The organism is Salmonella sp. K21076, from assembly GCF_039650795.1.
GTDB lineage: Bacteria > Pseudomonadota > Gammaproteobacteria > Enterobacterales > Enterobacteriaceae > Salmonella > Salmonella enterica.
In genome coordinates this window covers 26,877-53,668 of sequence record NZ_JBCLYA010000050.1, presented here as the reverse complement: position 1 = coordinate 53,668, position 26,792 = coordinate 26,877, and the positions used below count along the sequence as shown (strand labels likewise).

The following is a 26,792-nucleotide window of genomic DNA, read 5'->3' as shown; positions in this document are numbered from 1 at the left end:
TTCTCATTCCTAATGAATAAGTATAAAATACTTTTAGCCACCCGACTTCTAAGTGCAGATCGGGTGGTTACGACACCAAAACCGAAGTCTGTGGTCATGGCTTCCGCACAATGGCCTGTAGCGCCCTGAACGAGTCTGCGCTGTGGTCTAAGGACGCCATCGAGCGCCAGATGAGCCACAAGGAGCGCAACGGCGTGCGTGCGGCATATGTACATAAAGCGGAGCATCTGGAAGCGCGTATGGAGATGATGCAGTGGTGGTCGGATTATCTCGACATGAGCCGCGAGGGGTACGTTGCGCCCTATATTTATGCGCAGCGGCATAAGGCGGCCTGAGCCAGCGGCAATATAATTTGTTGATAATGAAAAAGCAGATCCTGATTGAATCCGAATCTGCTTTTTGTATTGAAAGGAATTACCTTGCATTTTTTGGTTGTTAATAGGAAAGCGTACAAAATTATTCTACGTAGAATAATTTTGTACGAAAATCTATCAATATTTCGCGAATCAATAGGTAAATATAGAAAATTATTTGAGGAGAATAATTTCAGGCGATAGCAGCCAGACAATCTGCACCAGAAACTGATTTGCCGATACGCCATAACTGCACCAGTTCAGTGTCATCGTTTATCTGCACCAGTCTGCCGTCGCCTGTCTATGTCAGGATTGCGCCAGATACCACCGGATAAATACCGATCTGCGCCAGCTTTATCCTTTTAAGCCCTTTGGCCTTTTCCGGTCTGGCGCTGTTACCCTTAGCCGCCCTTTACCTTTATCTGGCCTTTTCCCTTTTGCTGGCACAATCACCAGAAAAAAATAACGGAATGCTGCACCAGAAGCCTGTTAATAGGCTAGACCATTTAGAAACATCGTTATTAAAAGGAAACCGTACAAAAAATTTTGCCCCCAAAATTTTTTGTACGAAAACCGATGGATAACCTCATATTGCAAGTCTGAAGCTATCAATCACCACCATCCTTTCTCCCGTAAACCTGCGCCACATACCGTCCGCGTCCGTCGCCGTGCCCCAAATCCATCGCCGTCATTGCCAGCGCTTCCTTCTCACTAAATCCCTGCGCCAGATAATGACGGATCGCATCCTGCGCCCACGCATAGCGCAACGAGTGCGGGGAATATGCGCCCGTTAAGCCGAGACGTGACGCCTGACTGTGCCAGTATTTCATCGCGGTTTTCAGATCCGGCTTATCTATCAGCCTGTCGTGACGATCTTCTGCCACAGCCAGCGCATTATCCAGCGCTTTTCTGACTGCTACCGCATCAAGAATAATCGTCTCGCGGGGTCGCCCGCCTTTGGTGCCAAACACTACGGTTAAGCGGGTGTCACCACGATCCAGCGCCTGCCGCCACGTTTTCAGCGACTGTACGCTCTGCACCGCCTCCTGCGAGCGTAATCCCATCAGCTTTGAGAGTTCCAGCGCTGCCGCCATCCCCGGATCTTTTACACGGGCTGTCTCCAGCACGTCACGATAGTGCTCCGGCGTGATAGCCAGCTTTGTACCGTTGCGGGATGCGCCAGACAGACCAAGAGAACGGTTGTTCAGCCGCTCACTCTGCGCCAGCCTGTCACGCCCGGCCTGTTTCAGAATGCAACGTACCGCCGCCATCTCGTTTTGCAGGGAACGCTTCGTGATGCCCTGCGCCAGCTTAATGCGATCGTGAACGGTCTTATGGCTGCCGCCCGCCTGTTGTGCAAGCCGCTTCATTTCCTGCGCCAGAATCCCCATATTTTCCCCCTTTCATGATTGCCGCAAACTCATCCCAAAAAACCAACACTGATACCGCTTTCCCCGGCGCACAGGCCGATAGCCCCTGTTTTTTTGTCGGGGCTGCGAACGATACCTGAGCGCCGGGGCGGCAGCCGTTGAGGTGTGGTGGGGCTTCGGTTGTGCTCTCAGAGCAGCCGCCCGCTTGTGCGGGTTATCCCCCGGATCGTCCGGATCCGCCTCGGTATCGGCTCATGTTCTCCTTATGGGTAAAATGGCCTGAAAAGGCAGTGTCAGAATCCAGCCATGAGCTGGCGCAGTTGAGTTGTCTGGTGCAGGTCGAAAAGGCTGCGTGCGTCACTTTCCCGCTTTACGCGGTTAAAGTGACGCACTGGACTGGTGCAGTGTCTGAAAATTTATCGTTGGTGCAGTTTTACGACCACGCAGCAGCAAAGCCTGCTGTCTTTGCAGGCCGCAGTCCGTAAGGTAAAAGGCGCAGAGGGTGTCAGCAGATACAGGTTAGCCGGGAAAATTTCGGCGCGGAGCAGATTCAGACCAGCAGGCTGGCGCAGTAAAGGACATATAGTGTTAAAACTCGGGCCTCCGTCGCGATGTTCTGCGACCCGGTGTTTGCAGAGGTCTGCACCGGTAAACGGATCAACCGTCCTGATAACAGGCGCTTCTTTCAGGTTGTGAAGCGTTGGGCGCTGTCGACGACAGCATGGAGCAGGAGGGAGACTACGCCAGTGCCGCTGGCGCAGAAAGGAAAAACTGTTTGTACGTCAAAAAGATTATTTGCGAGCCTGAACTGCCGCGCTTCGCTTGCCTTCTCCCGATCTTCTGACAGCAAAGCCATCAGAAGATCGGGAGAGACGATTTAGTAATTTTCAGGCTTGCGGTAGTGGGAAGGCCAGATTTGCTCTGGCGCAATACCCAACGCTTCGGCAATCAGCCTTTCGCCTTTGGGCCAGTGCCTTATCAGCGCATTTGCCAGCGTTGAGGACGCCAGCCCCGACTGACGGGACAGCGCCGCCAGCGAGGTGCCCCGTTTTCTCAACCCCGCGATAATGTCGGCGGGATGCCAGTCCTGTTGCGTCATGCTGTCACCTCGTCAATAAACTTCACGCCGTCAGCGGTACGCAGCCAGCGCGGGGCCGTGATTTCATCAGAAAAATAATGGATCAGGTCGTACAGCAGGCAGCCAAGGTAATTTCTGGTTTCCGGTAATAGCCCCTGTCCCGTCAGCACCTGCGTCAGGGCAAGGCAGTAGTTACAAAGTTCAGTACATTCGGGATCGAAACGCGGTGAGCGGGTGGGGAGCGTATCAACGATCAGGCTGTCCATCATGTGCTCCGGGATCGGATCAAGCAGTGAGGGCTGAAGAAGTTGCAGACAGGCATTAAGCCTGCCGCAAAGTGCCATTTTCAGCGTGGGATCGTCGTGTTCGATCAGGATTTCGGCGAACTGTTTGCAGTGTTCTGCCAGTACGGTGAAATCCGTGGCGGCATTGAAGGGAACGGAGAGTAGCGGGTGTGTCTGGGTGAGGGTCGTAGCCATAAGGCATCCTCCGATGAGCAGTGTTTATCACCACCACCGGAGAGGCTAATCTCATGGTGGTGGAACCGGACGGGGTTAGCCTTACCGGCCTCATCGACACCGGCGCGCTTTGCAGCGCCCCCGCCCGGCCCACCATTGAGATGTAGCAGAACGCACGACACAAAAAAAGCGCAGACGCGCCTTTGTGTCGTCGATGAAGTCAATCAGGAGGCTAATCCCGGCACCTGAATTTGCAGGTGCGTGTAAAAGATACCGCAATTAGCCAATAGCAGCAAGTGAGGGGTTCTGGAAGCAGATCGCAGAAAATAAAAATTCCACAGACAAGACCGCCATAACAGGAAAGGTTTATTATCTGTTAGCCCGCACATCGCTGTGGCGAAATGTGATTAATGTCAATAAGTTGTATAATGTGTACAACAGTTGATAAAACATCCCACCAACAAAGAATAAATGCCGTACTATCTCTGATATAAGCAAGAAAACTCAGGCGCAGCTTTCCTTTCTGCTGGAATATTTGGGCTATTCAATACGAAAAATTTTGTAACGATGAATTCAATCTTCTATCTTGAACGTCATTTTACGCACGGTGACAGAACCTACACAGAGACAGAGTTGCTGGCGGCATCAACGCACGTTGTTGTGTTAGCAGAACCCGGCGGCGGGAAAACGGAACTGATGAAAAGCCTCGCTCGGAAACTGAACACTACTGTCTTAAATGCCAGCGTATTTGCTTACGCAGGAGCAGATAAAGAAAATAGCGCACTGGTAATTGATGCCGTTGATGAAGTCGCCAGAATTGATCAATCAGGTATTCATAAACTCCTTGCTCTCGCCAGAACATCAAAGCCGACTCGCGTAATCATGTCAAGTAGATCAAGCGAATGGGGACAGGCTTGTACCAGCATTTTTGAAAAATTTCTTGGTTTCTCCCCGATGGTTGTGAGGCTGAAAGAATTCGATCAAGACGAGCAACACGCTATCTTTAAGCACCATGCGCCAGAAGAAGACTTCTTTGCATTCCAGACCGAAGTAACACGGTTTAGTTTAGACATGTTGTTACCAAACCCTCAGTTTCTGAAAATGTTCACCGATGCCTATTTAGAAAGTGGCAGGCGATTTGCTGACAAACGTTCAATCTTTGCTTTAGCAGTCGAACGACTGGCTAAGGAAGTCAATCCAGATATCCCGAAAGCCCCTGTATCTCTTTCAGTTGCACAGAAGATTTCATTTTCTGCCGAGGTTTATGCCAAACTTCTGTTGTCGGGCGCAGAGGGAGTCAGCACCATCGACGTGACGGCAAACCGGATGTATCCCATGCTGCCAGCGTTGTTTAGCAGCAGTGCGGCCTGTTACGACATATTGTCAACTCAGCTTTTCAAGCCCGGCGATAAGGAAGACCAGCACCGCCCGGTCCACAAGATTGTCGCTGAATACTGCGCAGCGGATTATCTCATTAAACGAATAGCCGATCCTGTGGATGTCCTCACTTTACCAAAGTGCTTGCCTGTTATTGCACCGAACGGTATTGCCAGAGATGAGTTGAGAGGTCTGCTCGGATGGATGGCAGCATTAGGCAACAGGTCGGTACAGGGATCCATTATTGAGCTTGACGCCTATGCGGTACTCGCAAACGGCGATCCATCGCAGCTTGAACGCTCATCAAAACGACAGCTTCTCTATCAACTCAAAGAGATTGAAGCCGCAGATCCTTACTTTCGTCGGAGTGATTTCTGGCGCCGGTTCAGCGCGGCTGGTTTTTTCACGCAAGACGTTGTTGAGGAAATAAAGCCTCTTTTAACGATGGGCAATGATGGTCATTTACGTGATTTAATTTTAGAACTTCTGGCAGACTCTCCAGTAAACAGTCAGTTGGTGCCTGAATTGAGCCAGCTTACGTTAAATCCCAATGAGTCTGAACATATTCGAACCCTAGCAAGCAGATGCTTACTCAATATCAAAGAATACGATTGCATTGGCGCTTTAGCTGTTTTGATTTTTGAGGCCAGTAATATTTCACTCAATATTGCAGCCAACGTCATCGAAGTCACAGGGCCCGAAAAATTCGACCACCGATATCTCTCTGGATTCTTCCGCGTCTGTGCGAATCTCTATCCCGGTCACGAAGAACAATTCGAAAGAGTGGTCGGCCTCGTTATTTTATTAAAAAGCTCATTTCCTGTTTTTCACTGCATACTCTCGAACTTCTTCTGGACGAATTAACCTGTAACCTTTATTGCCATTGTGGGAAAGAATCCTATGAATGTGATTGTCGTAATGGAATAAGCAAGATTGTCGGTTCAATGGTCGATCGCTATTTTGAACTGGCTCAAGCACCATTTGATCCTGTGAGGATCTGGCAATGGATAGGTAATCTCAATTTTCATCACCAATGTCAGGCCGATCAAAGCAAATCGGTACAAGTGCTTCGGGAAAATGACACACTTCGTCAGGGGATCATTGCCTATGTATTTGGGCCTTTAACGGATCGTAATGAAATATTCAACACAAGAGTAGAAAAGTTCGACGGGCATCTGCACTCACATTCAGGCCTTCATTTATGGAGGAATGACTATAAATTTATCCTCAATCTGGCTTTTGAAGCAGATAACGTTGACCTGTGGGCGAGTTTCCTTGTCAACCACCAACGTTACAGAAACAAGGAAGAGCAAGGCCCTGATGATTTGCGGGCACAAATGCGTCGGCATGCCCTCTCCAAGCCCGCATTTATGCGTGAATGGGCCCGATACAACAATGCAATGAAATTATCCGGGCAGAAAAGCCAACTCCGGAGATTCAGACATAGCCGAAAAATGAAACGCCGTGACAGAAAGCAACGAGAGATCCACGCCAGAAACATAAAATTTGTTAATGAGAACAGAGATATTGTAGAGCGAGGTCGTCACTGGCGGTGCCTGCTGCGTTTTGCAGAACTTGTGCTCATGCATCCGGAAAGAATTGAATTAGAATTTGGTGACGAGAAACTGGTTCGGACAGCGTTGCGAAATTGTCTGGATTTTATTACTCCCGAGGTTCCCACTCTACCCGAACTAGCAGCACTGCAATGCGAATCTAAATACAGGCATTCTGAGACGGTTTTATATGCCGCCTGTCTGGAGATTCTACGTGCAGAAGGCAATCTTGAATGCGTCAATATCGAGTTGCTTACAGCCTTAAGAACGAACATTCACAGGGGATACCACTCAGTTTCGAAAGAAGAACGTGATGCGCTACAGACTGAAATCGACCGCCTCATTTTTCCTTATAGTGAAAGTGCTGAAAAATATCTCCGACAGTACGTTGAACCCCAACTCACTCAGCCATGCCCTCACCCTGAAATCGGGGTATTAAGTAGACAAGAGGTCTTTCGTCATTCACGCGCTAAACTTTCCATTGAATGGCTTCGTCGTTTTCCCGATGTATCCCTTAATTCAGTCGATACACTTTTTGAAATTGCCGCTCAATACGGCGATCGTGAGAATTTAAAAGAGATTATTGCAGAGCGTTGCTCAGAGATGATGTCAGGCTGGCCCAATCCGAAAGAAAATGAGGATATTGAACGCAAACGAATATTCTGGCTGGTACGTGAATTCTACTTTATGGAGAACATTGCGGATACTTATTGGGCATGGTTAAAATCTGATAAAAATAATTTACTGCATTTTTATGAACGTTCTGGACGTATGAATCGAAGCGAGCACCGTGCCTGGCCGGAACTCGCCTCAATTAAAGTTGAAGCCATTTTAGACGCTTTCATTGAACACTGGCCGCGAGTTGATCTACCTGATAGCTGGGGTAGTGATAGCCCTAAAGAAGAGAAAGCCTACCGCTTTTTGACTGATTTGATTTGGTCAATAAACTCGGACACTTCCGATGATGCAATACCAGTGCTGGACCGTCTTCTTAACGATCCACGTTTCACCAATCTACATAAAGAGTTGCAAAGCATATACGCTGATCAGATCAGAAAAAAAGCACTCAGAGATTTTGAACCACCGACGCCAGATGAGATAGTTCAACGCCTTGATTGTGATTCAGTCGTTACCGTTGAAGGCCTGCGTCAGTTAGTTCTTCAGGAGCTTCATGATTTTCAGAAAGCGATTGATGGCGGGGAATTTAACTCGGCTGATCGCTTCTATGAGAAAAATGAACGCCTCGATGAGGTAAAGTCCACAGAGATTATTGCGGAGCGCCTGAGTTTAAGACTTCAGCCTCAGGGTATCGCTATAACTCCAGAGCATCAGTTGAAAGGGCAAAACAGGAGTGATTTCACAGCATCTAAATTGATTGGAGGAAGAAGACGGCTGCTGGTTACGGAAGTCAAAGGCCAGTGGCACAGAGAGTTATATTCTGCTGCTTCAGCCCAACTCTATGACCGTTATTCCATTCACCCTGATGCCGAACAGCAAGGTATCTTTCTTGTCATATGGTTTGGAGAAAGCGAAACCGTTGCTGGCCGCAAAACCCACGGAATTAAAACCGCTCAGGAGCTAAAAATTAGTATTGAAGCAGTACTACCGGCTGATCTCCGTGATTTAATTGATGTTTTCGTTTTAGATGTTTCACGGAACGGTGGCCACCAACGTTAGCAATATAGCTCTCGCTAATTAACCAGAGATCGGGTTAATTAGCGAGAGCCAACAAAACACCGTAAGTATTACCATGCCACCAAGTGAATACCATTGGCCATCTGGAAAACTGGATTCCTTTATTTTGTTTGCTTTGTAGCTCTTATGTTTTAAACATAATATAACCATGATTTGATATATATCAAATTATTTGGCTTGATCTCATAACTGTATATGAATACAGTATATACAACATATGGCATGTTTTATTAAAAAATGATACTACATGCTCAAAACTGTAACTCTACATAGGTGCTAATACATATGCCAAATAATACTAAGAAAACCTCCTCAACGATTGCATCACAAGCAGCTCAAGTGCTGAAAGATCCTAATGCTTCAGCTATTCAGAAAAGTTTAGCCGGATCTGCTTTATCCCAATCTGGGACTTCAAACCAAACGGGTGGGGAAATGGAGACTACAGCCTCAAAAGTTTTAAATAGCCCTAAATATAATGACCAAACAAAGACGCTTGCTGCTTCAGTTCTTTCCCAAGCCAATAAAGGGCGGAAATGACAGCGTCTTTATATCTATAGGCAGCTACATGTAGCTGCTTTTCTTCTGATGATTTTAAATGTCTACAATGGAAATAATTGTATGGAACAATGTAAAAATGACGCTATATTAGAACATATCAAGAATTATAGTAAACATATTGATGAATTTAGATCTCAGGCAAACTCACAAGGGATTTGGTTATTTATTTCAACTCTTGGATGTTGGAGCGTAAATATACCACTAATTCAAGTTATCGCGGCAATCTTGTTATTCTGCATATTTATATTTAATTCCAAACAGGACATGACAGAAAAAAGAGCGTTTCATAAAATAGAAGAAGACATAGCAAAGGATATTGATAGTAACTTAATAGGAGACTCCAGGAAAGCCAGGCTATATGATCTGGGATTAGTTGAAAAATATAGAAAAGCAATTAAGCCAGTTTTAAAAACCTCACCAATATTTATTGTGTGTTATATTTTCTATTCTATTAGTTTCTTGGTCTTTTTTTCTAATCTTTTTCCCCGGATGAAGTTAATTTTTAACTTTTGAATTGTAATCAAACCTCAAGCATTAAAATAATGTTTGAGGTTGTGCGCAGATCTTATTTTACTTCACATTAAACACTGAAGATACCTGATGACTTCAGACAGCGGACATGCCGAGCAACAATATATCATTGATAATTTGATTCATAAAACAACCATCTTATTGGCACCAAATAATACCAATCAGGCATGAACCAAATCCCCCAACGTCACCATCAACATCATCGGATCCATCGGCGACGGCTCAAACCCCACCCGCAGGTAAAACTCCCGCGCTTCATCCGACAGGGCATGGACCAGCATCCCGCGAATACCGATAGTTTCCGCCACCTGAATCACCCGCAGCCCGGCATCCCTCACCAGCGCCCGACCTACGCCCTGCCCATGTAGCGACCGATCCACCGCCAGACGGCCCAGCACCACAACCGGGATCGGATCGGGCATATTGCGACGAAAGCGACCGGGGGCGGTGTTTGTCGTTACCGCGCTGGACGCCAGCGAATAATACGCCAGTACGTCAGAATCGCTGCCGCAACACACAAAGGTACGGGATGCGCCAGTTACCTGATTTTTCATCGCCCGCTGTTTTAGCCAGTTATCCATTGAATCCACACCGCAGCAGAAGGGGGTAAGAATATGCCCGGCATGAAGCGGTTCAGGGGCGGAGATCATTTTTCCTGCTCCCACGGTGCAGGAGTCTGCATGGTTTTACGCAACGCATCGTTTGGCGCAGGAGCCTGATCCAGACGGATCAGAAATGCCTGATAAGCCTCTGGATCGGCCATAATGATGCGTTGCTCGATCAGCGCTTCCTCGGCGGCGGCGCGGGCAGCTTCTAGCACAAAGTCTGTGCAGTTTTTCCCTCTGGCTTTTGCAGCCCGATCGATAAGATCGCGCTCGGCGGGCTTGATGCGCAGGTTCAGGGTTTCGCGTTTCATCGCCATACTGTTTGCGACTGGCATGGTGTTGTCCTCTTGTGTTTCTGTGGATATTAAGTATACAACACGCGTAACGCAGATGTCATTACGATAGATTTAAAGGGAATCGAACCAGTGCATCGAACCGAACAAGTTTTTATACCTCAAAAGCCACTATTTTGATTTACAAGTAAAAATACGGGTCACGCTCAGGGTCTTGACAATTCGTCAAAAACGGATTTATGACGGAATTCAATTTAATAGATAGCTGAATGCTCCCGAGTCCGGGCACCACTCTTATCAAAGTACGTTGGTTAGGGCTTGAGAACCTTAACGGACGTTACGTGGAACCCGAAAGGACAATCGATGTAGCAGGTCAGTCTACACATCGAGATGGATTTTTGGGTTTCTCAAGTAAGGGAACTTGTTGGCGCAAGTTCCCTTTTCTCGATCACCCGATATCGTTACAGCTTATCTATTCTTTGTCAACCCACTGTAAATGCTTCGGGCATGTGCTGCCTTAATCTGCATAAACTGCGCTTCCAGAGCCCTCCCCATCACTGCAATATCATTCTCCACATACTCCAGCGTGGATTTCATGTTTGAATGACCCAGCACACTTTGCGCCATATGCAGATTCTGTTCCGGCATTTTCATCATCTCCGTGGCCAGCGTGTGTCTGAAACGATGAGGACTGATCGCAAACTGACACTCCTTGGACAGACGACGGAAGAATGCTCTTACCTGAGGAGAATCCATGTCATCGCCAATGGCGGGATCTTTGCCGGTAAAAAGTGCAATATTGAACAGGCGGTCATTACCTTTCAATCCTTCGCTCTGCGCTTTCTCCATTAAACAGGTCAGCCGTGGACGCAGAAAACTGATCACCGGCACATAGTGTTCTTTGTGATTTTTACACCCCTCCGTAATCAGCCGAATCTGCCCTTCTCTCAAATCAACATCATTCAGCCGAATATGTAATAACTGGTTCTGACGTATCCCTGTGTAATAGAGCGTATCCAGGACAGTGAGCCAGAACCATGCAGGAAATAAGGCGCAGCGGGAATATTTCAGTCCCAGCCCTGTATTCTCCTGATTTTCATACTGCTCCATGATCTGATAGGCATACTCAATCTGTGCCTGAGTGAGCGTTTTCTTTCTCTTCTTGTCCGGTTTAACTACCGAATTGTTAAACGGATTTTCGTCATAGTGCAGTAACCCTCGCTGTATTCCGTAGTTAAAGATGGCCCGCATATGCGCCACCTTGTTATTCCAGGTACGTCCGGACAGCTTTTTCTCTTTTAAAAGAAAACGGCGCCAGGCAAGCACTTTGTGATATGTCACATCATTAGGGCAGCTTAACGGCCCCATATAATGTACAAATGATTTGAAGACTTTGGTGTAACTCCATTCAGATGCTGAGCGCAGAGGTTTTGCGAAGAAATATTCATCTATCAATTGTTGCCAGGTAATATTTGTTTCCATTTTTATCACCGCTATTGAGCTTTTATTATTAATACACACACAGCTTGTGTGGATTTAAATTCCCGTAATTTCATGCACATGACAACGGAAAAATATTTCAATTTGTTACAGGAACTGATGGTTTTTTAAGACTTTTCTTATATTTATTTTGTTACATTTTATTTCAATTGATGACCTTTAGAAATAAACTGTCGTCGGGAAAGTTACCATTAGCATAAATCTCTGACATTTTTATCAGATACCCTGTTAACTTTTTGTATCTCCCCCTGCCCCCTGGCTCTTCATAAAGACAGCACTGCCAGAATCGCCGGGAATCACTGACCCGATGCTTTCGCATCTTCTCAAATGCCGCCTGCACCTGCTCCTTCCTCCCGCTTTCTTTCAGACCAGAAGAACAGGAACGCGAATGTGATTTCAAAAACAGAAAAAAAACACCCGGGACGCTGATAAATACGAAGCCACAAGTCAGATGAACACAGGCATCAGCAGTATTTACTGGTATATCCCCCTCACGAAGCCCATCCCTTAGCCAGGACCAGAACAAATCTCCCAGCTCCGTTGAGGAAAGCGATGATATGCCACCCGAGGATGATCCAGTGCATTCAGTGGTAACGGTGTCATTGATAACCTCTTCTGCTGCTGAAGTCTCAAGTGCAACCGCGACTTCCGGAAACGATTCTCCTGCCACCATATCGGTCTCTGTGTTCACGCCTTCCTTTTCAGGCGACTGTGTGTCAGTGTTCGTCAGCCCTCCCAGAATCGACATGACCTGAAGAACATCTGGATCTGTTTCAGCAGTAGGCTGCCCTTCCCCACGTTCAGGCTTAGCATCAGAATCAAGGGAAGATAAAAGGACAGTAGTCTCCTGCCCTCCATCAACCATGACAGGGACATCAGGAGGAGTTGTAGAAGAACCTTTCCTCAACACGGGAGCTACTGTCGCGGCAGGGTTTAGTATCTCTGCTAATTCAGAAGTCTGCTCTTCCTGTGCAATGGGAAAACCAAGAGGTATCCCTCCGGCATGCACAATGGCCTCATTAACGATATCCGTAATATCCATTGCATCACTGTAACGTCCGCTTATGAAAGCCAGCAATGTTCTCAGAATATCAGGGTTTTTACCCAGCCACTGAAGAACCGGTTCTGGCAAAAATCTGAGAGCGATCAATTCACCATAAACCTGAGCACCTGCTATATCGGGTTCTGCTTTAAAACGAAAACGATAAGGTTCTTCCGGAACACTTAATCCCGGGCGCCATACAGCACCACTACGGAGCTCGCCTTCAATATTCCATAAGCGCCCCAACGAGTGGAATAATGCAGCGTAATAAACGACAGCACTCCAGCTGACTGACTGCGCGGATTGTTCCTCTGCAGATGCACCTCGGGGCAGCATATATCCTTTTGATAAACGTACGGCAAAGACCGTCGTCTGTATGACGTAATCCACCATGCCGTCTGTATAGGCAAATTTTCCCTGAGCCGAAGCCGGGAGTCTCTGACATAAACCCACAACGCCGTGTAAAGGGAGTAAAAAATAACGTTCAAAACGCTCTTTAGGTAGCGCGCTGTTCTCCCACAAAATCCTTAACCATTGCTGCCGTCGTTCATGCTGTAACAAATCTGAAATGGCCGCAGGGTTAAAATATCCATCCGTACAGGGAATAAGTCTCTTCTTCGCATTTCCCGATTTATTTTCTTCTATCTGTCTGAAGTTTTTCTTCTCCATCCATGACTTAACTTTCCGGAACATATTCAGTCCCTTTTTTATCGTTTTCTGTACTCACTTCTGACTCACCCGATTTATCCGCAGAAGTTCCGGCTATATCTTCAGCCCGGGGCTGGATCAGAAGCTCGTGCAATATCGGATCGGTTATAAGCACTTTACGCGCCCGGGTGGCTGCCACATACATGAGGTTAATTTCATCCTGCCGCTGACTTTCCGGCATGTCAGGATCCAGAATATCGAGAAAGTCATCATGTAACTTCACCCTGTCCCATTCGAGCCCCTTACTCCTGTGTGCTGTACATACCGTCACATCAGCTTCAGATTCACTGATGACGCGTTGCTCACGTAACGTATTCAGTCTGTCCGGTAACGGAAAAAACTGTTCAAGAATAAATATCCCCTGCTTCATCTCCACATCACCGGTATCTTCGGCTATCTGCAGATATTCATCATAGTCCCGGTATTCACGGGTCAGCCTGTCGTGTCGCATACGCTCCGACATATCAATTGAGAACCAGTACAGATCCAGTAAATCCTCAATTCTGTAGCTTTCCATACCACCAACCCAGAATACTTTCCTGCCAGCCAGCGACCAGTGCAGTGCCGTCCGGATGACACCACAGACAGATCGGTGAAGAACAGCATGATGGCCAAAATTCCGCGGCATTGTGAGCAGAACACGGCCTGCGCCCCCCTTTCCAGTTATCTGATGCGTTTCGCCCTTCAGGGCCAGCAGCCTGTTGGCCACCCCGGCTACCTCCGGACCGAAGCGAAAGCTGTGGGTTAGCCAAAGACGGTCTGAGTTCTCCAGTTGCGGAGCCTGCATGGCATTATCCGCCCCACGAAAGCGGTAGATTTGCTGATGAGTATCTCCAACCAGAACTACCCGGCAGGTCTGGTTGAGCACAATGGCGCTGATGACAGGATTGGCATCCTGAGCTTCATCAAACAATAACGTGGTATAGCGGGAAGAAAGATTCGGTTTGCTCAACTGGTAAAGCTTTAGATAAGTATCATGGGTGACCGGAAAATCCCCCTGACGGGCCGACATCATTGCCCAGATTTTCTTTGCTGAAAACAGGATTTGACCTGGTTGTAGCCCCTTACAGTCGTCAGGATCAGGCATGTGTTCAGGCGTAATATCGGTGGCCGCGCTGCATATAAAGCGATTCAGAACATCAAGCGTCAGTCTGGCCAGCAACCAGTTGCGGGAGTTTAGCGCCCGGGCGACATAGGTCAGTCGTAGTGAATTAATCAGACGATGACTGTAATGTTTCCCGACCGTCGGCCAGGCCAGTTGATGCGATGTTTTGCAGGTAACGTTGAAGGGGAATTTCTGCTCCGCCTCATCCCGAATGGCACGGTTATAAGCAATATAGAGCATTCGTTCCGTTGGATTTTCCTCAGCATAACGACGAAGTGTGGTGGTTTTGCCACTCCCGGCAAAAGCACAGACAACCAGACGTTCGCCCTTCCATGCGATGACAGCAGCCTGTTCAGGAGTATCAGTGTGGGGCATAATCGGGCTCCGGATAAAAGCATTTTGCTCATCCTGAGAACCCGCCAGACTGTTATCCAGTGCAATTTATAAATCCAAAAAAAAGAATTCTGCAAACCAGCCCTGTACCATCAAGTTCATATCCTCAGCGGAGGAAATGCGTGAAATCCAGCGCAACACACGGAGTATCACCCACTACCCAGGCATCATGATTCTCAGAAACCTCAAATGCTTCGCCGGCATGAATAAGGTATTCATTTCCGAAGCAGTCACGCACCATCATTTCACCGGAAATTATAAAACCAGTATGACGTTCTGACGGTTTTCCGGTCATTATTAATGGGTGACTCTAATGCAAACATCTAGCGAGAAAATATTTTGTAGACATCGTCAACGGAAAAGTTAACTAACAATAGTCATTATCCATATCTTTAATTTGAAATGGAAACAGGGCAAAGAGTAATTAAAATACAGCCTGTGATTCTGTACAGTTAAGGTTTAACCCCAAAGGTGCAAACAATTAAATTTGTAACAGATTATTTCAAATACGATTAGGAATATTCTTATTTTGAGGAATGGCTTAGCATTTTTTATGGTCGCCAGGATTAAAAAATACGCCCTATCCAAACAATTTAGCATAATTTATCATTCGATTTTCTAGACTAAATAAGATTTTTTGATAGGTACAAACAATGAATTGTGCAGGTTTGACATCAATTCTCTGTTGTGTAAAAATCCCGTTTAGGCCGTTAGTACTATTAAAATTAGGGTAATAATTTTATTGTTAGTTAATTGTTAACAGGAGCAAAGAATTAGATATTGCTTGTACCTTTTCTATGGATGAAATTAGGTTATTTCAGCATAAGGAGACTTCATGAGGTTTCATCATTTCTGGCCTCCGAATGATATCTATTTCGGGGTTGGAGCTGCTGGCATTATTGAAGAAGTGTCACTGATAACAAATGACAGAAATTATTTGTTTGTGAACCTAAATCGCTACAGCCTGTTAAATGCCCTGAATTTTTTCACGCGAATGAGTGATATTAATAAAATAATCGTTATCATTTCAAGTTCGCGACTAATGCCCCTTGCACGTTTTTGGTTGACAGAGTGCAAAAATGTTATTGCTGTTTTCGATGCGGCAACATCAGTCCAGGATATTATCAGAAATGTCAGTCAACACCAAAGTGGTGAAAAGATCTTGACGGAGCAGAGAGATTATCGTTTCAGAATTAACCGTAAGGATATAGTAAAGATGAAATATTTCCTTTCGGAAAGTGGTATGGAAGAGCTTCAGGATAGATTTATGAACTCATCATCGACTATGTATCGCTGGAGAAAAGAATTGGCAGTAAAATTTGGAGTACGTGAGCCGCGCTATCTGTTATTGCCGGATTCAGTTACTTTACTGTAATGCGGTAATTTTTATTGAGTAAAACACGGACAAGTATTTCGTTTCAGCACAAAATTATTTTCGTTACTCATTGGCGTTAATACATATATTCTCAGCGACTTCTGTTCTATTCAAGTAAGAAAGGGGTACGGTTATACGTTTTCATTAACCATACTGGCTGCTACGGCCAGGGGCGGTAGCGTATCTGAATAAACACCTAGAATTAACTTTGTAAATATAAAATTTTAGTAAAGGATTAATAAGAGTGTTCGGTATAGACGAGGTAAAAATCGCGATTATTGGGCTGGGATATGTTGGGCTTCCTCTGGCAGTTGAATTTGGCAAATCTCGTCAGGTTGTTGGCTTCGACGTTAATAAAAAGCGTATTCTTGAATTAAAGAATGGGGTGGATGTCAATCTGGAAACCACTGAAGAAGAATTACGTGAGGCTCGTTATCTGAAATTTACTTCCGAGATTGAGAAGATCAAAGAATGTAATTTTTACATCATCACCGTCCCGACGCCGATAAATACCTACAAGCAACCAGACCTCACCCCACTAATCAAGGCGAGTGAAACCGTTGGTACAGTGCTGAATCGGGGAGATATTGTGGTATATGAATCTACGGTATATCCGGGATGTACCGAAGAAGAATGCGTGCCGATCCTTGCTCGTATGTCCGGAATGACTTTCAACCAGGATTTCTATGTCGGTTATAGCCCGGAAAGGATCAATCCCGGTGATAAAAAGCACCGTTTAACCAACATCAAGAAAATCACCTCCGGTTCAACCGCACAGATCGCCGAACTTATCGATGAAGTATATCAGCAGATCATCAGCGCAGGTACATATAAAGCAGAGAGCATCAAAGTTGCTGAGGCAGCGAAGGTGATTGAAAATACGCAACGCGATCTGAATATTGCCTTGGTCAATGAGCTGGCGATTATTTTTAATCGTTTAAATATCGATACTGAAGCCGTGCTACGTGCCGCTGGCAGCAAATGGAATTTCCTGCCATTCCGTCCGGGACTGGTCGGTGGTCACTGTATTGGCGTAGATCCCTATTATCTGACACATAAATCTCAGGGCATTGGCTATTATCCAGAAATCATACTTGCAGGACGCCGCCTGAACGACAACATGGGCAACTATGTCTCCGAGCAGTTGATCAAAGCAATGATCAAAAAAGGAATTAACGTTGAGGGTTCCAGCGTGCTGATTCTCGGCTTTACCTTTAAAGAAAACTGTCCGGACATCAGAAATACACGCATTATTGATGTGGTAAAGGAACTCGGTAAATATAGTTGTAAAGTGGATATTTTTGATCCATGGGTGGATGCCGAAGAGGTAAGACGAGAGTATGGCATTATCCCGGTATCGGAAGTCAAATCAAGCCACTACGATGCGATCATTGTTGCAGTAGGACATCAGCAATTTAAACAGATGGGAAGTGAGGATATTCGCGGCTTCGGAAAAGATAAACATGTACTTTATGATTTGAAGTATGTTCTTCCGGCTGAGCAGTCAGATGTGAGATTGTAATCATGACGGCTTACGAAGAACTACGGACCAAACTGGTTCTGGCACCAAAGCGCTGGCTGATCACTGGCGTAGCAGGCTTTATTGGCTCCGGCTTATTAGAAGAATTACTCTTTCTCAACCAGACTGTCATTGGACTGGATAACTTTTCCACCGGTTATCAGCATAATCTAGACGACGTTCGCACGTCCGTCAGTGAGGAGCAATGGTCGCGATTTATTTTTATTCAGGGTGACATCAGGAAATTTACTGACTGTCAGAAAGCGTGTAAGAACGTTGACTATGTTCTCCACCAAGCCGCGCTAGGAAGCGTGCCACGTTCCCTAAAGGATCCCATCGCGACTAATAGCGCCAATATTGATGGTTTTTTAAATATGTTGACGGCGGCGAGAGATGCTCATGTCTCTAGTTTCACCTACGCCGCAAGCAGTAGCACCTATGGAGACCATCCCGATTTACCTAAAATTGAGGAACGGATCGGTCGACCACTCAGCCCGTATGCGGTAACAAAATACGTCAATGAATTGTACGCTGATGTGTTTGCACGTAGCTATGAATTTAACGCTATTGGCCTACGCTACTTTAATGTCTTTGGTCGCCGCCAAAATCCTAACGGAGCGTACTCGGCAGTTATTCCTCGCTGGATACTATCGCTTCTTAAAGATGAACCAATTTATATCAATGGCGATGGCTCAACAAGCAGGGATTTTTGCTATATAGAGAATGTGATTCAGGCCAATCTATTATCAGCAACAACTAATGATTTAGCCTCTAAAAATAAGGTCTATAATGTGGCAGTTGGAGATAGAACTTCGTTAAATGAGCTTTATTATCTAATTCGCGATGGGCTTAATTTATGGCGGAACGAACAAAGTAGAGCTGAACCAATTTATAAAGATTTTCGTGACGGTGACGTTAAGCATAGCCAGGCAGATATTACCAAAATAAAAACATTTCTTTCATATGAGCCTGAATTTGATATCAAAGAAGGACTTAAGCAGACTCTAAAATGGTATATCGATAAACATTCTACTTTGTATTCCTCGGTATAACTACTCACTTTCCTTTCACGTGGATGAATTTAATGAAATCGTCAGGGATGTTTACGCTTACAGCCATTGGCAGTTGCCGTATTGTGAGTCCGGTAAAACGAGCTCAGCCTTATTTTAATTTTCAGGCAAACTTTAAGAGAATATATGGTTTTACGCATACGAGCAGCGAGGCATTACAGCAGATTCGGTTTATTTTGGGCTTGATAGACATTCCTGAAAAGGTCCGACCATTTATTTTTAGACCTAATGTAAACTATTCAAACACCGACGTACATAGTCGTTCTGATTTCTATATCATTGAGATTTCAAGTCAGAAGAAGATTATGGCCTATGGGTTCTGCTTACAAATAAATTATTTAACTCGTCATTTCTATGAATTTTTTAGCCAAACAGAGCGGGCGTGCATGTACTGGTCGTTGGCCACGCAAGGAAATCGACACAAACTGCTGGCCTATCTCAAAGACGATCCCTGTTTTGCCGGAATGTCGGAAGACGATCGTGCCTTATTAAGCAATATCAATGTCGAGCAGATGGATGAGCATGCTATCGAACAGGATATGATGGAAATCGTTCAGCTTCTTGGTCGCGATCGCGTTATGTTTATGACACATGTTGATGCCGTGACTCGTGCTGGAACCGTCATTCTATCCCGTAGTCGGTTGATTAAAAATGTCGACACCATCGCCGCCAGGATGGATATTCCCTGCGTTAACCCGACAAATTTGATGGAAAAGTGGGGGCAGAAACGAGCCCTGGAAAAAAATGGCGACGATCTTACTCATTATACCGATATGTTTGGTGACGCGATCGTTGCGGCTATTTTTAAGGGAGTGATCAATAATACTAATCATCATCTTGATGAGGGGCGACAAGAGAAACAGGACCAAATACGTGAGATTACCTTATCGATCACTAAGCAGCTTGCAGATGGCGACATTATTGCTGCATCACAACAACTTTTTGCCGCATTAAGAAATCAGCAGCAAGATCCCGTTCTAATCCAACTTCGGTCCGTAATCTTCAGCCATTTAGGTTATTATGAACAGGCTTATCAGGATATTAGTGATGTTGAGAAAATTATCGGTACGACTGACAGTACATTACGTTGTCGGCTGAGGTCTCTACATGGATTAGCGCGTTGGCGGGAAGCCTTATCGACGGCAGAGATGATGCTTTCCAATGAAATTGAAGATGAAGAAGTCCTTACCGTTGCCGCCGGCTCAGCCGATGCTTTACAGCTGTTTGATAAGTCATATCATTATTGGAAACGTGTACTATTATTGAATCCTGAAACTCAAAGCGGATGGGTTAATTTCCTGAGCAGCACGCAATATTTCAATGATGGCAACGCATTCTCTGAAGCTTTCCATGCCGGCATTCAATCGCAGCGCCTAAATGATACGTTTATGGAAACGGCGTTATCTTTGGCAATCAAATTCAGTGATGAATTGATTTTCATGCATGCGCTCGAGCAGCTACTCCGCCATGAGTCAGAATTTGCGCTGACGGTATTGTCGACGATTCATGATACCGGTCTCGTTATCCGCACAGCTTTCTGCATCAAGAATATGAGCTATCATCAAGCGCTTCGCACCTCGTATAAAGATAAAATCCACGACGTTTTTGAGGCATGGAACAATACCGCGCTGTCGCTACATTCGGTTGATGATTTTGTCTCACTGAGTACTTCGCTAGCCTATAGCTACTCTGCATTTATGGTTTATCCCCATTCACGTATTTCTCGCTTTAATAATGAAGTTAAAATGGCATGGCGCGATAAATTAAGAGAAATGTATGAGCGTGAGGATTATGAAAATATCCTGGCAGGGGCGAAAATAGTGTGGCCACTTCTGAAGTTTGATCCCGTTGGCACCGTATATTGTGCAAGAACGCTGGTGAATCTTGGTGCCTGGAAAGACGCGTGCACGTTGGCCCACATGACCTTGATTCGTAACTCGAACATTACCAGCCTGCAGTCGATTATGTTACGCAGCATACGTCATATTAACAACATTCCGTTCCTCATTGATTTGATTGCTAACGTCATGAGCATTACTCTATCATTCCAGAATGCCTCAATGAACAAGTTGTTTGAGAAAGAGTGTCGCAATGTTGCAACCAGAGCCCTTAAATATGTACGCCAGAAGAAAACTGAAGGGCGTCTGGATGAAGCATTGTCTGTATTGATTAGCCTGAAACGAATTGAGCCTGATGTTTCTCGTCTGATGCGTGAATATAAGCAAATTATCAGATTATTTAATGAGTCACGGAAGGATGGCGGTAGCACTATCACGTCTTATGAACATCTAGACTATGCGAAAAAATTACTCGTTTTTGATAGCGAAAATGCCTATGCCTTGAAATATGCCGCATTAAATGCAATGCATTTACGCGACTACACGCAGGCTTTGCAGTATTGGCAGCGACTGGAGAAAGTGAATGGACCAACGGAGCCGGTGACAAGGCAGATCTCGACCTGCATAACCGCATTACAAAAAAATACATCAGGGAAGTCGTAATGATTACGCAGGAAGAAAAGTTAGCTGCACTAGGAAAAACGTGTTTAACATTAAAACAAGAGAAGAAGCTTGCGCAAGCTGTTGCGTTAATTGACAGTGAATTACCGACTGAGGCTTTAACTTCATTAGCGATGCTAAAAAAAGCAGAGTTTCTTCATGATGTCAATGAAACGGAGCGTGCATACGCGCTCTACGAAACGCTGATTGCACAAAACAATGATGAAGCACGTTATGAGTATGCACGTCGTTTATATAATACGGGGCTAGCCAAAGATGCTCAGCTAATTCTTAAAAAGGTTAGCAATGGTGTGCAGAAAAAATATAACAATTATTTAGGCAAAATAAATAAGATCTGTGATTTGCTTGAACGCCTTGAAGGGAAAGCGATCCCTGTGGGGACCAACACCTGTATTATTGCAATGAAGCATGCCATCTTGTTCTATAGAAATCGTCAACCCAGGCAGCTTCCCGTCGGGTCTTTCGGTCGTCTTGCGCTCTGTACTGGCTCGCTAGGTAGCGGTGGTGCAGAGCGTCAGATTTCCAGGCTGGCTATCGAAATCGCCAGAAAATATCGGCAAAAGGGGAAAATTGGCGGCCTGAAAGTAGAAGAACCGGTAGAACTAATTATTCGCTCCCTGACACCGGAACTCAGGCAAGACTTTTTCCTGAAAGAAGTGCTGGAAGAACAGGTCGAGGTTCTTGAAATCGCGAAGATTACCGGAAACTTGTTTGACGATGCGACAATAGAATCTCCAGAGTTGCGCTTATTGCTATCGCATCTACCGCCGGTGTGTAAATACGGCATCAAGCATCTGGTCCCCCATTTATGCGAGCGCAAGCTGGATTATCTCTCCGTTTGGCAGGATAGCGCTTGTCTGATGATTGCGCTTGCAGCATTGATTGCTGGCGTGCCCAGAATTCAACTGGGATTACGTGGGTTACCGCCGGTGGTTAGAAAGCGTCTGTTCAAGCCGGAATATGAGCCTCTCTACCAGGCGCTGGCGGTCGTGCCTGGCGTTGATTTTATGAGTAACAACCATTGTGTGACTCGCCATTATGCCGACTGGCTGAAGTTGGAGGCGAAGCACTTCCAGGTTGTATATAACGGCGTCTTACCGCCATCTACTGAACCCTCTTCTGAGGTGCCACATAAAATCTGGCAGCAGTTTACGCAAAAAACCCAGGATGCGGACACGACTATTGGTGGCGTTTTCCGCTTTGTAGGCGATAAGAACCCTTTTGCATGGATTGATTTTGCAGCACGCTATTTACAACACCACCCCGCCACGCGCTTTGTGCTGGTAGGCGATGGTGATTTACGCGCTGAAGCGCAGAAACGCGCCGAACAGTTAGGGATTCTGGAGAGAATACTATTCGTTGGCGCCTCGCGTGACGTAGGGTATTGGCTGCAAAAAATGAATGTATTCATTTTGTTTTCGCGTTATGAAGGGCTACCTAATGTGCTTATTGAAGCACAAATGGTCGGGGTGCCGGTGATTTCAACCCCTGCAGGTGGATCGGCAGAATGCTTTATTGAGGGTGTTTCGGGTTTCATTCTTGATGATGCACAGACGGTCAATCTTGACCAGGCTTGCCGCTATGCAGAAAAGTTGGTCAATTTATGGCGCAGCAGAACCGGTATTTGCCAACAGACGCAGTCATTTTTACAAGAACGCTTCACCGTGGAACATATGGTGGGAACGTTTGTAAAAACCATTGCCTCTCAGCCTCGTTAATTAATGGGCATCATTTTTCAGCTATTTCATTTATAAAATAAGTTATGAAAAAAATCATCATATTACTAACGACATTTTTCCTGCTTTCGGGATGCACTATTCCCAGGGCGGTATTTAAATCCAGCCTTATTAATCAGGACGATCCTCGTTATAATCTGGTCGAAGTCACGCCGACATTAAAACTAAGCGCTCCCGATACTGTGCCGAAAACTATTGTCGATCCGGTTTTTGCCGCAAATAACTGGCACTGGACATCTTTGGCTAAAGGCGATGTGCTGCATATCACTATTTTATCCTCGGGCGGGGCTGGATATTTATCCAATAACGCGAGCGGCGACCGTGCGGATTTTGAAAATATTCTTGTGACTGACAGTAATACCGTTCAGGTGCCTTATGCCGGGACAATCCCGGTTTCTGGATTGGATGTGACGCAACTGGCTGATGAGATCAAAAAGCGACTTTCGCGCGTTGTCCTGAATCCTCAGGTGATTGTGACACTTACCGCCCGCACCGGAGCCATGGTGACGGTCGAGGGCAGCGGGAAAACGGGTCGATACCCTCTCGAACAGAGTATGAATCGTCTGAGTCATCTTTTGGCAACGGCAGTGGCAGTAGAAAATACCAGCACAGATATGATGGAAGTTCACGTGACGCGCCAGCAGCATTATTTCACTGCGCGACTGTCAGATATTTATCAGTATCCCGGATTGGATATTGCCTTACAGCCGGATGACCGTATCACTCTGCGTCAAGTGACCGAGTATGTTAATGTGCTCGGCGCAGCAGGTGTTCAGGGGAAACATGCTCTGGTTCAGCGTCATTCCAGCGTCGTGGATGCTTTGGCGCTCGCGAAAGGATTAAATGACAATCTTGCCGATCCGCAAGCGATTTTTCTGTACAAGCATAACGAAGCGGAACAGGCGAAACAGCAGATGCGTAAGCTGAATATCTATCATGTCGATATGAGCCAACCTAACTCGGTGTTTTTAGCGCAGGCCATACGAGTGGACAACGGCGATGTTATCTATATCTCGAACGCCTCTTTGACTGATTTCGCTAAGGTGAAAGCCGCATTCGATAGCTTTTTGACCCGCGGCACTAATTCTTTCTAATGTCGCCATATGAATATTTTGAAAAATAATTCTTATTATTTTATGAAACTCATTACCGTCTGTGAGTTAATTATTTTATTGATGTCACGCGATATCAAAACACGCTATAACGGTAATTTACTAAACTATATGATGGTGCTGGCCGTACCACTGGTATGGATATCCATTACCGTTATTTCTTTTCAATATTTAAATCGCTCGGTGCCAATATCCACTGACGATATCAGTTTTGTTATTGCAGGGATATTACCGTATCTGTTATTTCGTTATACCATTACCGCAACCATGCGAACCCATTCATTCTCTACATCGTTAGCGGTTGTCTCGCAGGTTAAGAAAAGACATGTGATTTTTTCTCTTGCCGCAATCGAATTTGTTAATGCAGTTATCATTTATATTATTATTTCATTAATTAACTTTCTTATATTCTCCCGTTGGGAGGCCCAAAAACCGTTCCTGATTTTTGAAGGGATGGTTATCGCATGGCTTCTGGGGTTATCGTTTGGTTACTTTTGTGACGCACTGTCTGAACGGTTTCCGCTGGTCTACAAAGCTGTTCCTGTGATGCTAAGACCGATGTTTTTGATTTCGGCTGTCTTTTATACGGCGAATGAATTGCCTTATTCATTATTAAGCATATTCAGCTGGAACCCTCTACTACATGCTAATGAGATAGTCAGAGAAGGTATGTTTGAGGGGTATCACTCCTTGTACCTTGAACCTTTTTACCCTCTGGCATTTTCCGCAACGTTATTCCTCGCGGGCCTCATTTTTCACCTGATTTGTGACACTGAAAATCACTGACTTTAGCTTCAGGAGAGACGCATTCGTGTTCGGTTTATTAGGTTGTACACGCTATTTTGAGTCTGATAAGGGCCCGCGGGTGGTCCTTGATAAAACAGATTTTGTCATGGGCTACCATGAGCATATCGGTATTCTGGCGGCTCCTGGTTCAGGCAAAACGACGCTAACCAGGTTGCTGTGTGGCCTGGATGCTCCTGATGAGGGGGATTTTATTGGGCTACGGGGTGATGCGCTCCCACTGGGGGCAAACTCTTTTATTCTGCCAGGGTTAACCGGTGAGGAGAATGCGCGAATGATGGCAAGTCTATATGGCCTGGATGGCGATGAGTTTTCACATTTCTGTTATCAATTGACCCAGCTTGAACAGTGCTATACCGACAGGGTGAGTGAATATTCTGTCACGATGAAAACGCATCTGGCATTTGCCATTAATTTACTGCTTCCCTGCCGCCTTTATATTGCTGATGGCAAGCTGTACACCGGGGATAATGCCACACAGTTGCGTATGCAGGCGGCGCTAGCTTGTCAGCTGCAACAGAAAGGGTTGATTGTGCTAACGCACAACCCTCGGCTTATTAAAGAACACTGTCATGCGTTTGGCGTACTGCTGCATGGAAAAATTACAATGTGTGAAGATTTAGCGCAGGCAACTGCGCTTTTTGAACAATATCAGTCAAATCAGGCGACGATTCAAACTGAAGATTATTCCTTTGATATATAATTAGTAAATATACGGATAGAGTGTGGAAAATTCAGAACGTATTAAAAAATGGAAAGAAGAAAGAGCGAAGGTAGCACAAGAAAGCCGAGCCTCGCGGCTACAACAAAAAGAGGATGAACGCGCCCTTCGCCAGACGGAAAAATCGGCCGATGCAAAAAGTCATCATAACCCAGACGCCGGGTGGTCTGCGACGGATGCTGATTCTGTCCGTAGAGCGTCATTAGTTATTAAAGAGCGACGTGTTCAGCAAGCCAAGCAATCGCTACGTCGGCTCTTTCTTTATATTGCTTTGCCGCTGCTGGTTATTATGCTTATGTCGTGGATTTTAACATCGCATTTTTATAGTGCGGATGCCACCTTTATTGTGCAAACTGATGCCAGCCAGGATAATTTTTCTGGAACATCTTTCTTTGGTGCAGGCAATAAGATGTCGGAGGGCTTTCAGGTTCGCGAGTTTATACTTTCGAAAGAAATGATGGATCGGATGGAAAAAGAGCTCGGTTTTTTATCTTATTTCGCGCAAGACGATATCGCATTATTTTCCCGCTTCCACGCGCCGCTGGGTATTAATGATGATCCTTATCGTTACTATTTATCAAAAGTCTCGGTTGCTGTCGATATTCAACAGGGCATGCTGCGTTTAAACGTGAAGGCACGGAGTGCGAAACAGGCTGAGTTTTTTGCCCAGCGCATTCTGTCTTTTGCTGAACAGCACGTTAATACCGTTTCAGCGCGGATGCAGAAGGAACGGATTTTGTGGCTGGAAAATGATGTTAAATCGGCCCAAGAGAATCTGGGGGCAGCTCGACTTGAATTGCTAAAAATACAGCATATACAAAAAGATATTGACCCGAAGGAAACCATAACCGCTATTTATCAATTAATTGCTGGCTTTGAAACGCAGTTGGCGGAGGCGAAAGCGGAATACGCGCAATTAATGGTGAATGGTTTGGATCAGAACCCCCTTATTCCTCGCCTGTCGGCCAAAATCAAGGTACTGGAAAAGCAGATCGGCGAACAACGTAACCGCTTGTCAAATAAGTTAGGGTCGCAAGGCTCTTCAGAAAGCCTGTCCTTATTTGAAGATCTTCGCCTGCAGAGCGAGATCGCCAAAGCACGCTGGGAATCTGCCTTACAGACCTTACAGCAAGGGAAGCTTCAAGCTCTACGTGAGAGACAGTATTTGCTGATCATTTCTCAACCGATGGCTGAGTCTGACACCACTCGCTATGCCGATGGAACAAAGTGGTTACTGTTCTTCGTGTTGCTGGGCATCACGTACCTGGTGACTTCTCTCCTGATAACCATCAGGCGGATGCGTGAATAAGGCTGAGT

22 protein-coding genes and 1 pseudogene are annotated in these 26,792 nt (G+C 45.7%); 15 read left to right on the top strand and 8 right to left on the bottom strand.

Annotated features, from left to right (window positions below):
• Positions 1–65: 65 nt before the first annotated feature.
• Positions 66–335 (top strand): annotated as a pseudogene (locus AAYN39_RS19115) (integrase); the annotation flags it as partial.
• 626 nt (positions 336–961) lie between these two features.
• Here AAYN39_RS19115 and AAYN39_RS19110 read toward each other — a convergent pair.
• Positions 962–1,744: an integrase domain-containing protein gene (locus AAYN39_RS19110; protein ID WP_000511749.1), complete on the bottom strand. Its 783-nt coding sequence runs from the start codon at positions 1,742–1,744 to the stop codon at positions 962–964.
• Between the two features lie 269 nt (positions 1,745–2,013).
• Between AAYN39_RS19110 and AAYN39_RS19105 the strand changes: the two genes are divergently transcribed.
• Positions 2,014–2,208, top strand: coding sequence for a hypothetical protein (locus tag AAYN39_RS19105; protein ID WP_162009227.1), 195 nt, complete (start codon positions 2,014–2,016; stop codon positions 2,206–2,208).
• A gap of 392 nt (positions 2,209–2,600) precedes the next feature.
• Here the strand turns inward: AAYN39_RS19105 and AAYN39_RS19100 are convergent, their stop codons facing one another.
• Positions 2,601–2,822, bottom strand: a complete 222-nt coding sequence (locus AAYN39_RS19100; RefSeq protein ID WP_000193665.1) for a helix-turn-helix transcriptional regulator — start codon at positions 2,820–2,822, stop codon at positions 2,601–2,603.
• Positions 2,819–3,280 (bottom strand): hypothetical protein, encoded by a 462-nt coding sequence (locus tag AAYN39_RS19095; protein ID WP_000246267.1) that lies wholly within the window; start codon positions 3,278–3,280, stop codon positions 2,819–2,821. Before AAYN39_RS19095 ends, AAYN39_RS19100 begins: the two co-directional genes overlap by 4 nt.
• Positions 3,281–3,826: 546 nt before the next feature.
• On the opposite strand from AAYN39_RS19095, the gene AAYN39_RS19090 reads away from it, so the two are divergent.
• The 4 genes from AAYN39_RS19090 (at position 3,827) to AAYN39_RS19075 (ending at position 8,955) form a co-directional block, all read left to right on the top strand.
• On the top strand, positions 3,827–5,500 hold the full coding sequence (locus AAYN39_RS19090; protein ID WP_010989301.1) for a hypothetical protein: 1,674 nt from the start codon (positions 3,827–3,829) through the stop codon (positions 5,498–5,500).
• Between the two features lie 80 nt (positions 5,501–5,580).
• Positions 5,581–7,866: a hypothetical protein gene (locus AAYN39_RS19085; protein WP_010989300.1), complete on the top strand. Its 2,286-nt coding sequence runs from the start codon at positions 5,581–5,583 to the stop codon at positions 7,864–7,866.
• 303 nt (positions 7,867–8,169) lie between these two features.
• On the top strand, positions 8,170–8,421 hold the full coding sequence (locus AAYN39_RS19080; protein ID WP_024131240.1) for a hypothetical protein: 252 nt from the start codon (positions 8,170–8,172) through the stop codon (positions 8,419–8,421).
• 81 nt (positions 8,422–8,502) lie between these two features.
• Positions 8,503–8,955 carry a hypothetical protein gene (locus AAYN39_RS19075; RefSeq protein ID WP_000434168.1) on the top strand — a complete coding sequence of 151 codons (453 nt, stop codon included), beginning with the start codon at positions 8,503–8,505 and terminating at the stop codon, positions 8,953–8,955.
• Positions 8,956–9,134: 179 nt separating this feature from the next.
• Here AAYN39_RS19075 and AAYN39_RS19070 read toward each other — a convergent pair whose 3' ends face one another.
• The 5 genes from AAYN39_RS19070 to AAYN39_RS19050 form a co-directional block, all read right to left on the bottom strand.
• Entirely contained in the window at positions 9,135–9,623 is a 489-nt protein-coding gene (locus AAYN39_RS19070; protein ID WP_000622308.1) for a GNAT family N-acetyltransferase, read from the bottom strand.
• Complete coding sequence (locus tag AAYN39_RS19065) at positions 9,620–9,913, bottom strand: DUF1778 domain-containing protein (RefSeq protein ID WP_001143724.1); 294 nt, start codon at positions 9,911–9,913, stop codon at positions 9,620–9,622. The genes AAYN39_RS19070 and AAYN39_RS19065 overlap by 4 nt, the downstream gene beginning before the upstream one ends.
• Before the next feature lie 426 nt (positions 9,914–10,339).
• A complete protein-coding gene (locus AAYN39_RS19060; protein WP_000449622.1) occupies positions 10,340–11,353 on the bottom strand; it encodes a site-specific integrase in 1,014 nt (337 codons plus the stop codon).
• A gap of 163 nt (positions 11,354–11,516) precedes the next feature.
• A complete protein-coding gene (locus AAYN39_RS19055; protein WP_000488995.1) occupies positions 11,517–13,106 on the bottom strand; it encodes a TraI domain-containing protein in 1,590 nt (529 codons plus the stop codon).
• Positions 13,090–14,601, bottom strand: coding sequence for a UvrD-helicase domain-containing protein (locus AAYN39_RS19050; RefSeq protein ID WP_001120833.1), 1,512 nt, complete (start codon positions 14,599–14,601; stop codon positions 13,090–13,092). Before AAYN39_RS19050 ends, AAYN39_RS19055 begins: the two co-directional genes overlap by 17 nt.
• Positions 14,602–15,454: 853 nt before the next feature.
• Here AAYN39_RS19050 and tviA point away from each other — a divergent pair.
• The 9 genes from tviA (at position 15,455) to vexD (ending at position 26,784) form a co-directional block, all read left to right on the top strand.
• On the top strand, positions 15,455–15,994 hold the full coding sequence (tviA, locus tag AAYN39_RS19045) for a Vi polysaccharide biosynthesis regulator TviA (protein WP_001210944.1): 540 nt from the start codon (positions 15,455–15,457) through the stop codon (positions 15,992–15,994).
• 244 nt (positions 15,995–16,238) lie between these two features.
• Positions 16,239–17,516 carry a Vi polysaccharide biosynthesis UDP-N-acetylglucosamine C-6 dehydrogenase TviB gene (gene tviB / locus AAYN39_RS19040; RefSeq protein WP_000466893.1) on the top strand — a complete coding sequence of 426 codons (1,278 nt, stop codon included), beginning with the start codon at positions 16,239–16,241 and terminating at the stop codon, positions 17,514–17,516.
• Between the two features lie 2 nt (positions 17,517–17,518).
• Positions 17,519–18,565, top strand: a complete 1,047-nt coding sequence (tviC, locus tag AAYN39_RS19035) for a Vi polysaccharide biosynthesis UDP-N-acetylglucosaminuronic acid C-4 epimerase TviC (RefSeq protein ID WP_000127915.1) — start codon at positions 17,519–17,521, stop codon at positions 18,563–18,565.
• 23 nt (positions 18,566–18,588) lie between these two features.
• Complete coding sequence (gene tviD / locus AAYN39_RS19030) at positions 18,589–21,084, top strand: Vi polysaccharide biosynthesis protein TviD (protein WP_010989299.1); 2,496 nt, start codon at positions 18,589–18,591, stop codon at positions 21,082–21,084.
• On the top strand, positions 21,084–22,820 hold the full coding sequence (gene tviE, locus AAYN39_RS19025; RefSeq protein ID WP_000632616.1) for a Vi polysaccharide biosynthesis glycosyltransferase TviE: 1,737 nt from the start codon (positions 21,084–21,086) through the stop codon (positions 22,818–22,820). The genes tviD and tviE overlap by 1 nt, the downstream gene beginning before the upstream one ends.
• 44 nt (positions 22,821–22,864) lie before the next feature.
• The gene (vexA, locus tag AAYN39_RS19020) at positions 22,865–23,932 is read left to right on the top strand and encodes a Vi polysaccharide ABC transporter protein VexA (RefSeq protein WP_000720235.1); all 1,068 of its coding nucleotides are present in this window, start codon (positions 22,865–22,867) and stop codon (positions 23,930–23,932) included.
• A 9-nt stretch (positions 23,933–23,941) separates the two neighbouring features.
• A complete protein-coding gene (gene vexB / locus AAYN39_RS19015) occupies positions 23,942–24,736 on the top strand; it encodes a Vi polysaccharide ABC transporter inner membrane protein VexB (RefSeq protein WP_001023498.1) in 795 nt (264 codons plus the stop codon).
• 25 nt (positions 24,737–24,761) lie between these two features.
• Positions 24,762–25,457, top strand: a complete 696-nt coding sequence (vexC, locus tag AAYN39_RS19010) for a Vi polysaccharide ABC transporter ATP-binding protein VexC (RefSeq protein WP_000467404.1) — start codon at positions 24,762–24,764, stop codon at positions 25,455–25,457.
• 22 nt (positions 25,458–25,479) lie between these two features.
• Positions 25,480–26,784, top strand: coding sequence for a Vi polysaccharide ABC transporter inner membrane protein VexD (gene vexD / locus AAYN39_RS19005; protein ID WP_000431675.1), 1,305 nt, complete (start codon positions 25,480–25,482; stop codon positions 26,782–26,784).
• Positions 26,785–26,792 lie beyond the last annotated feature (8 nt).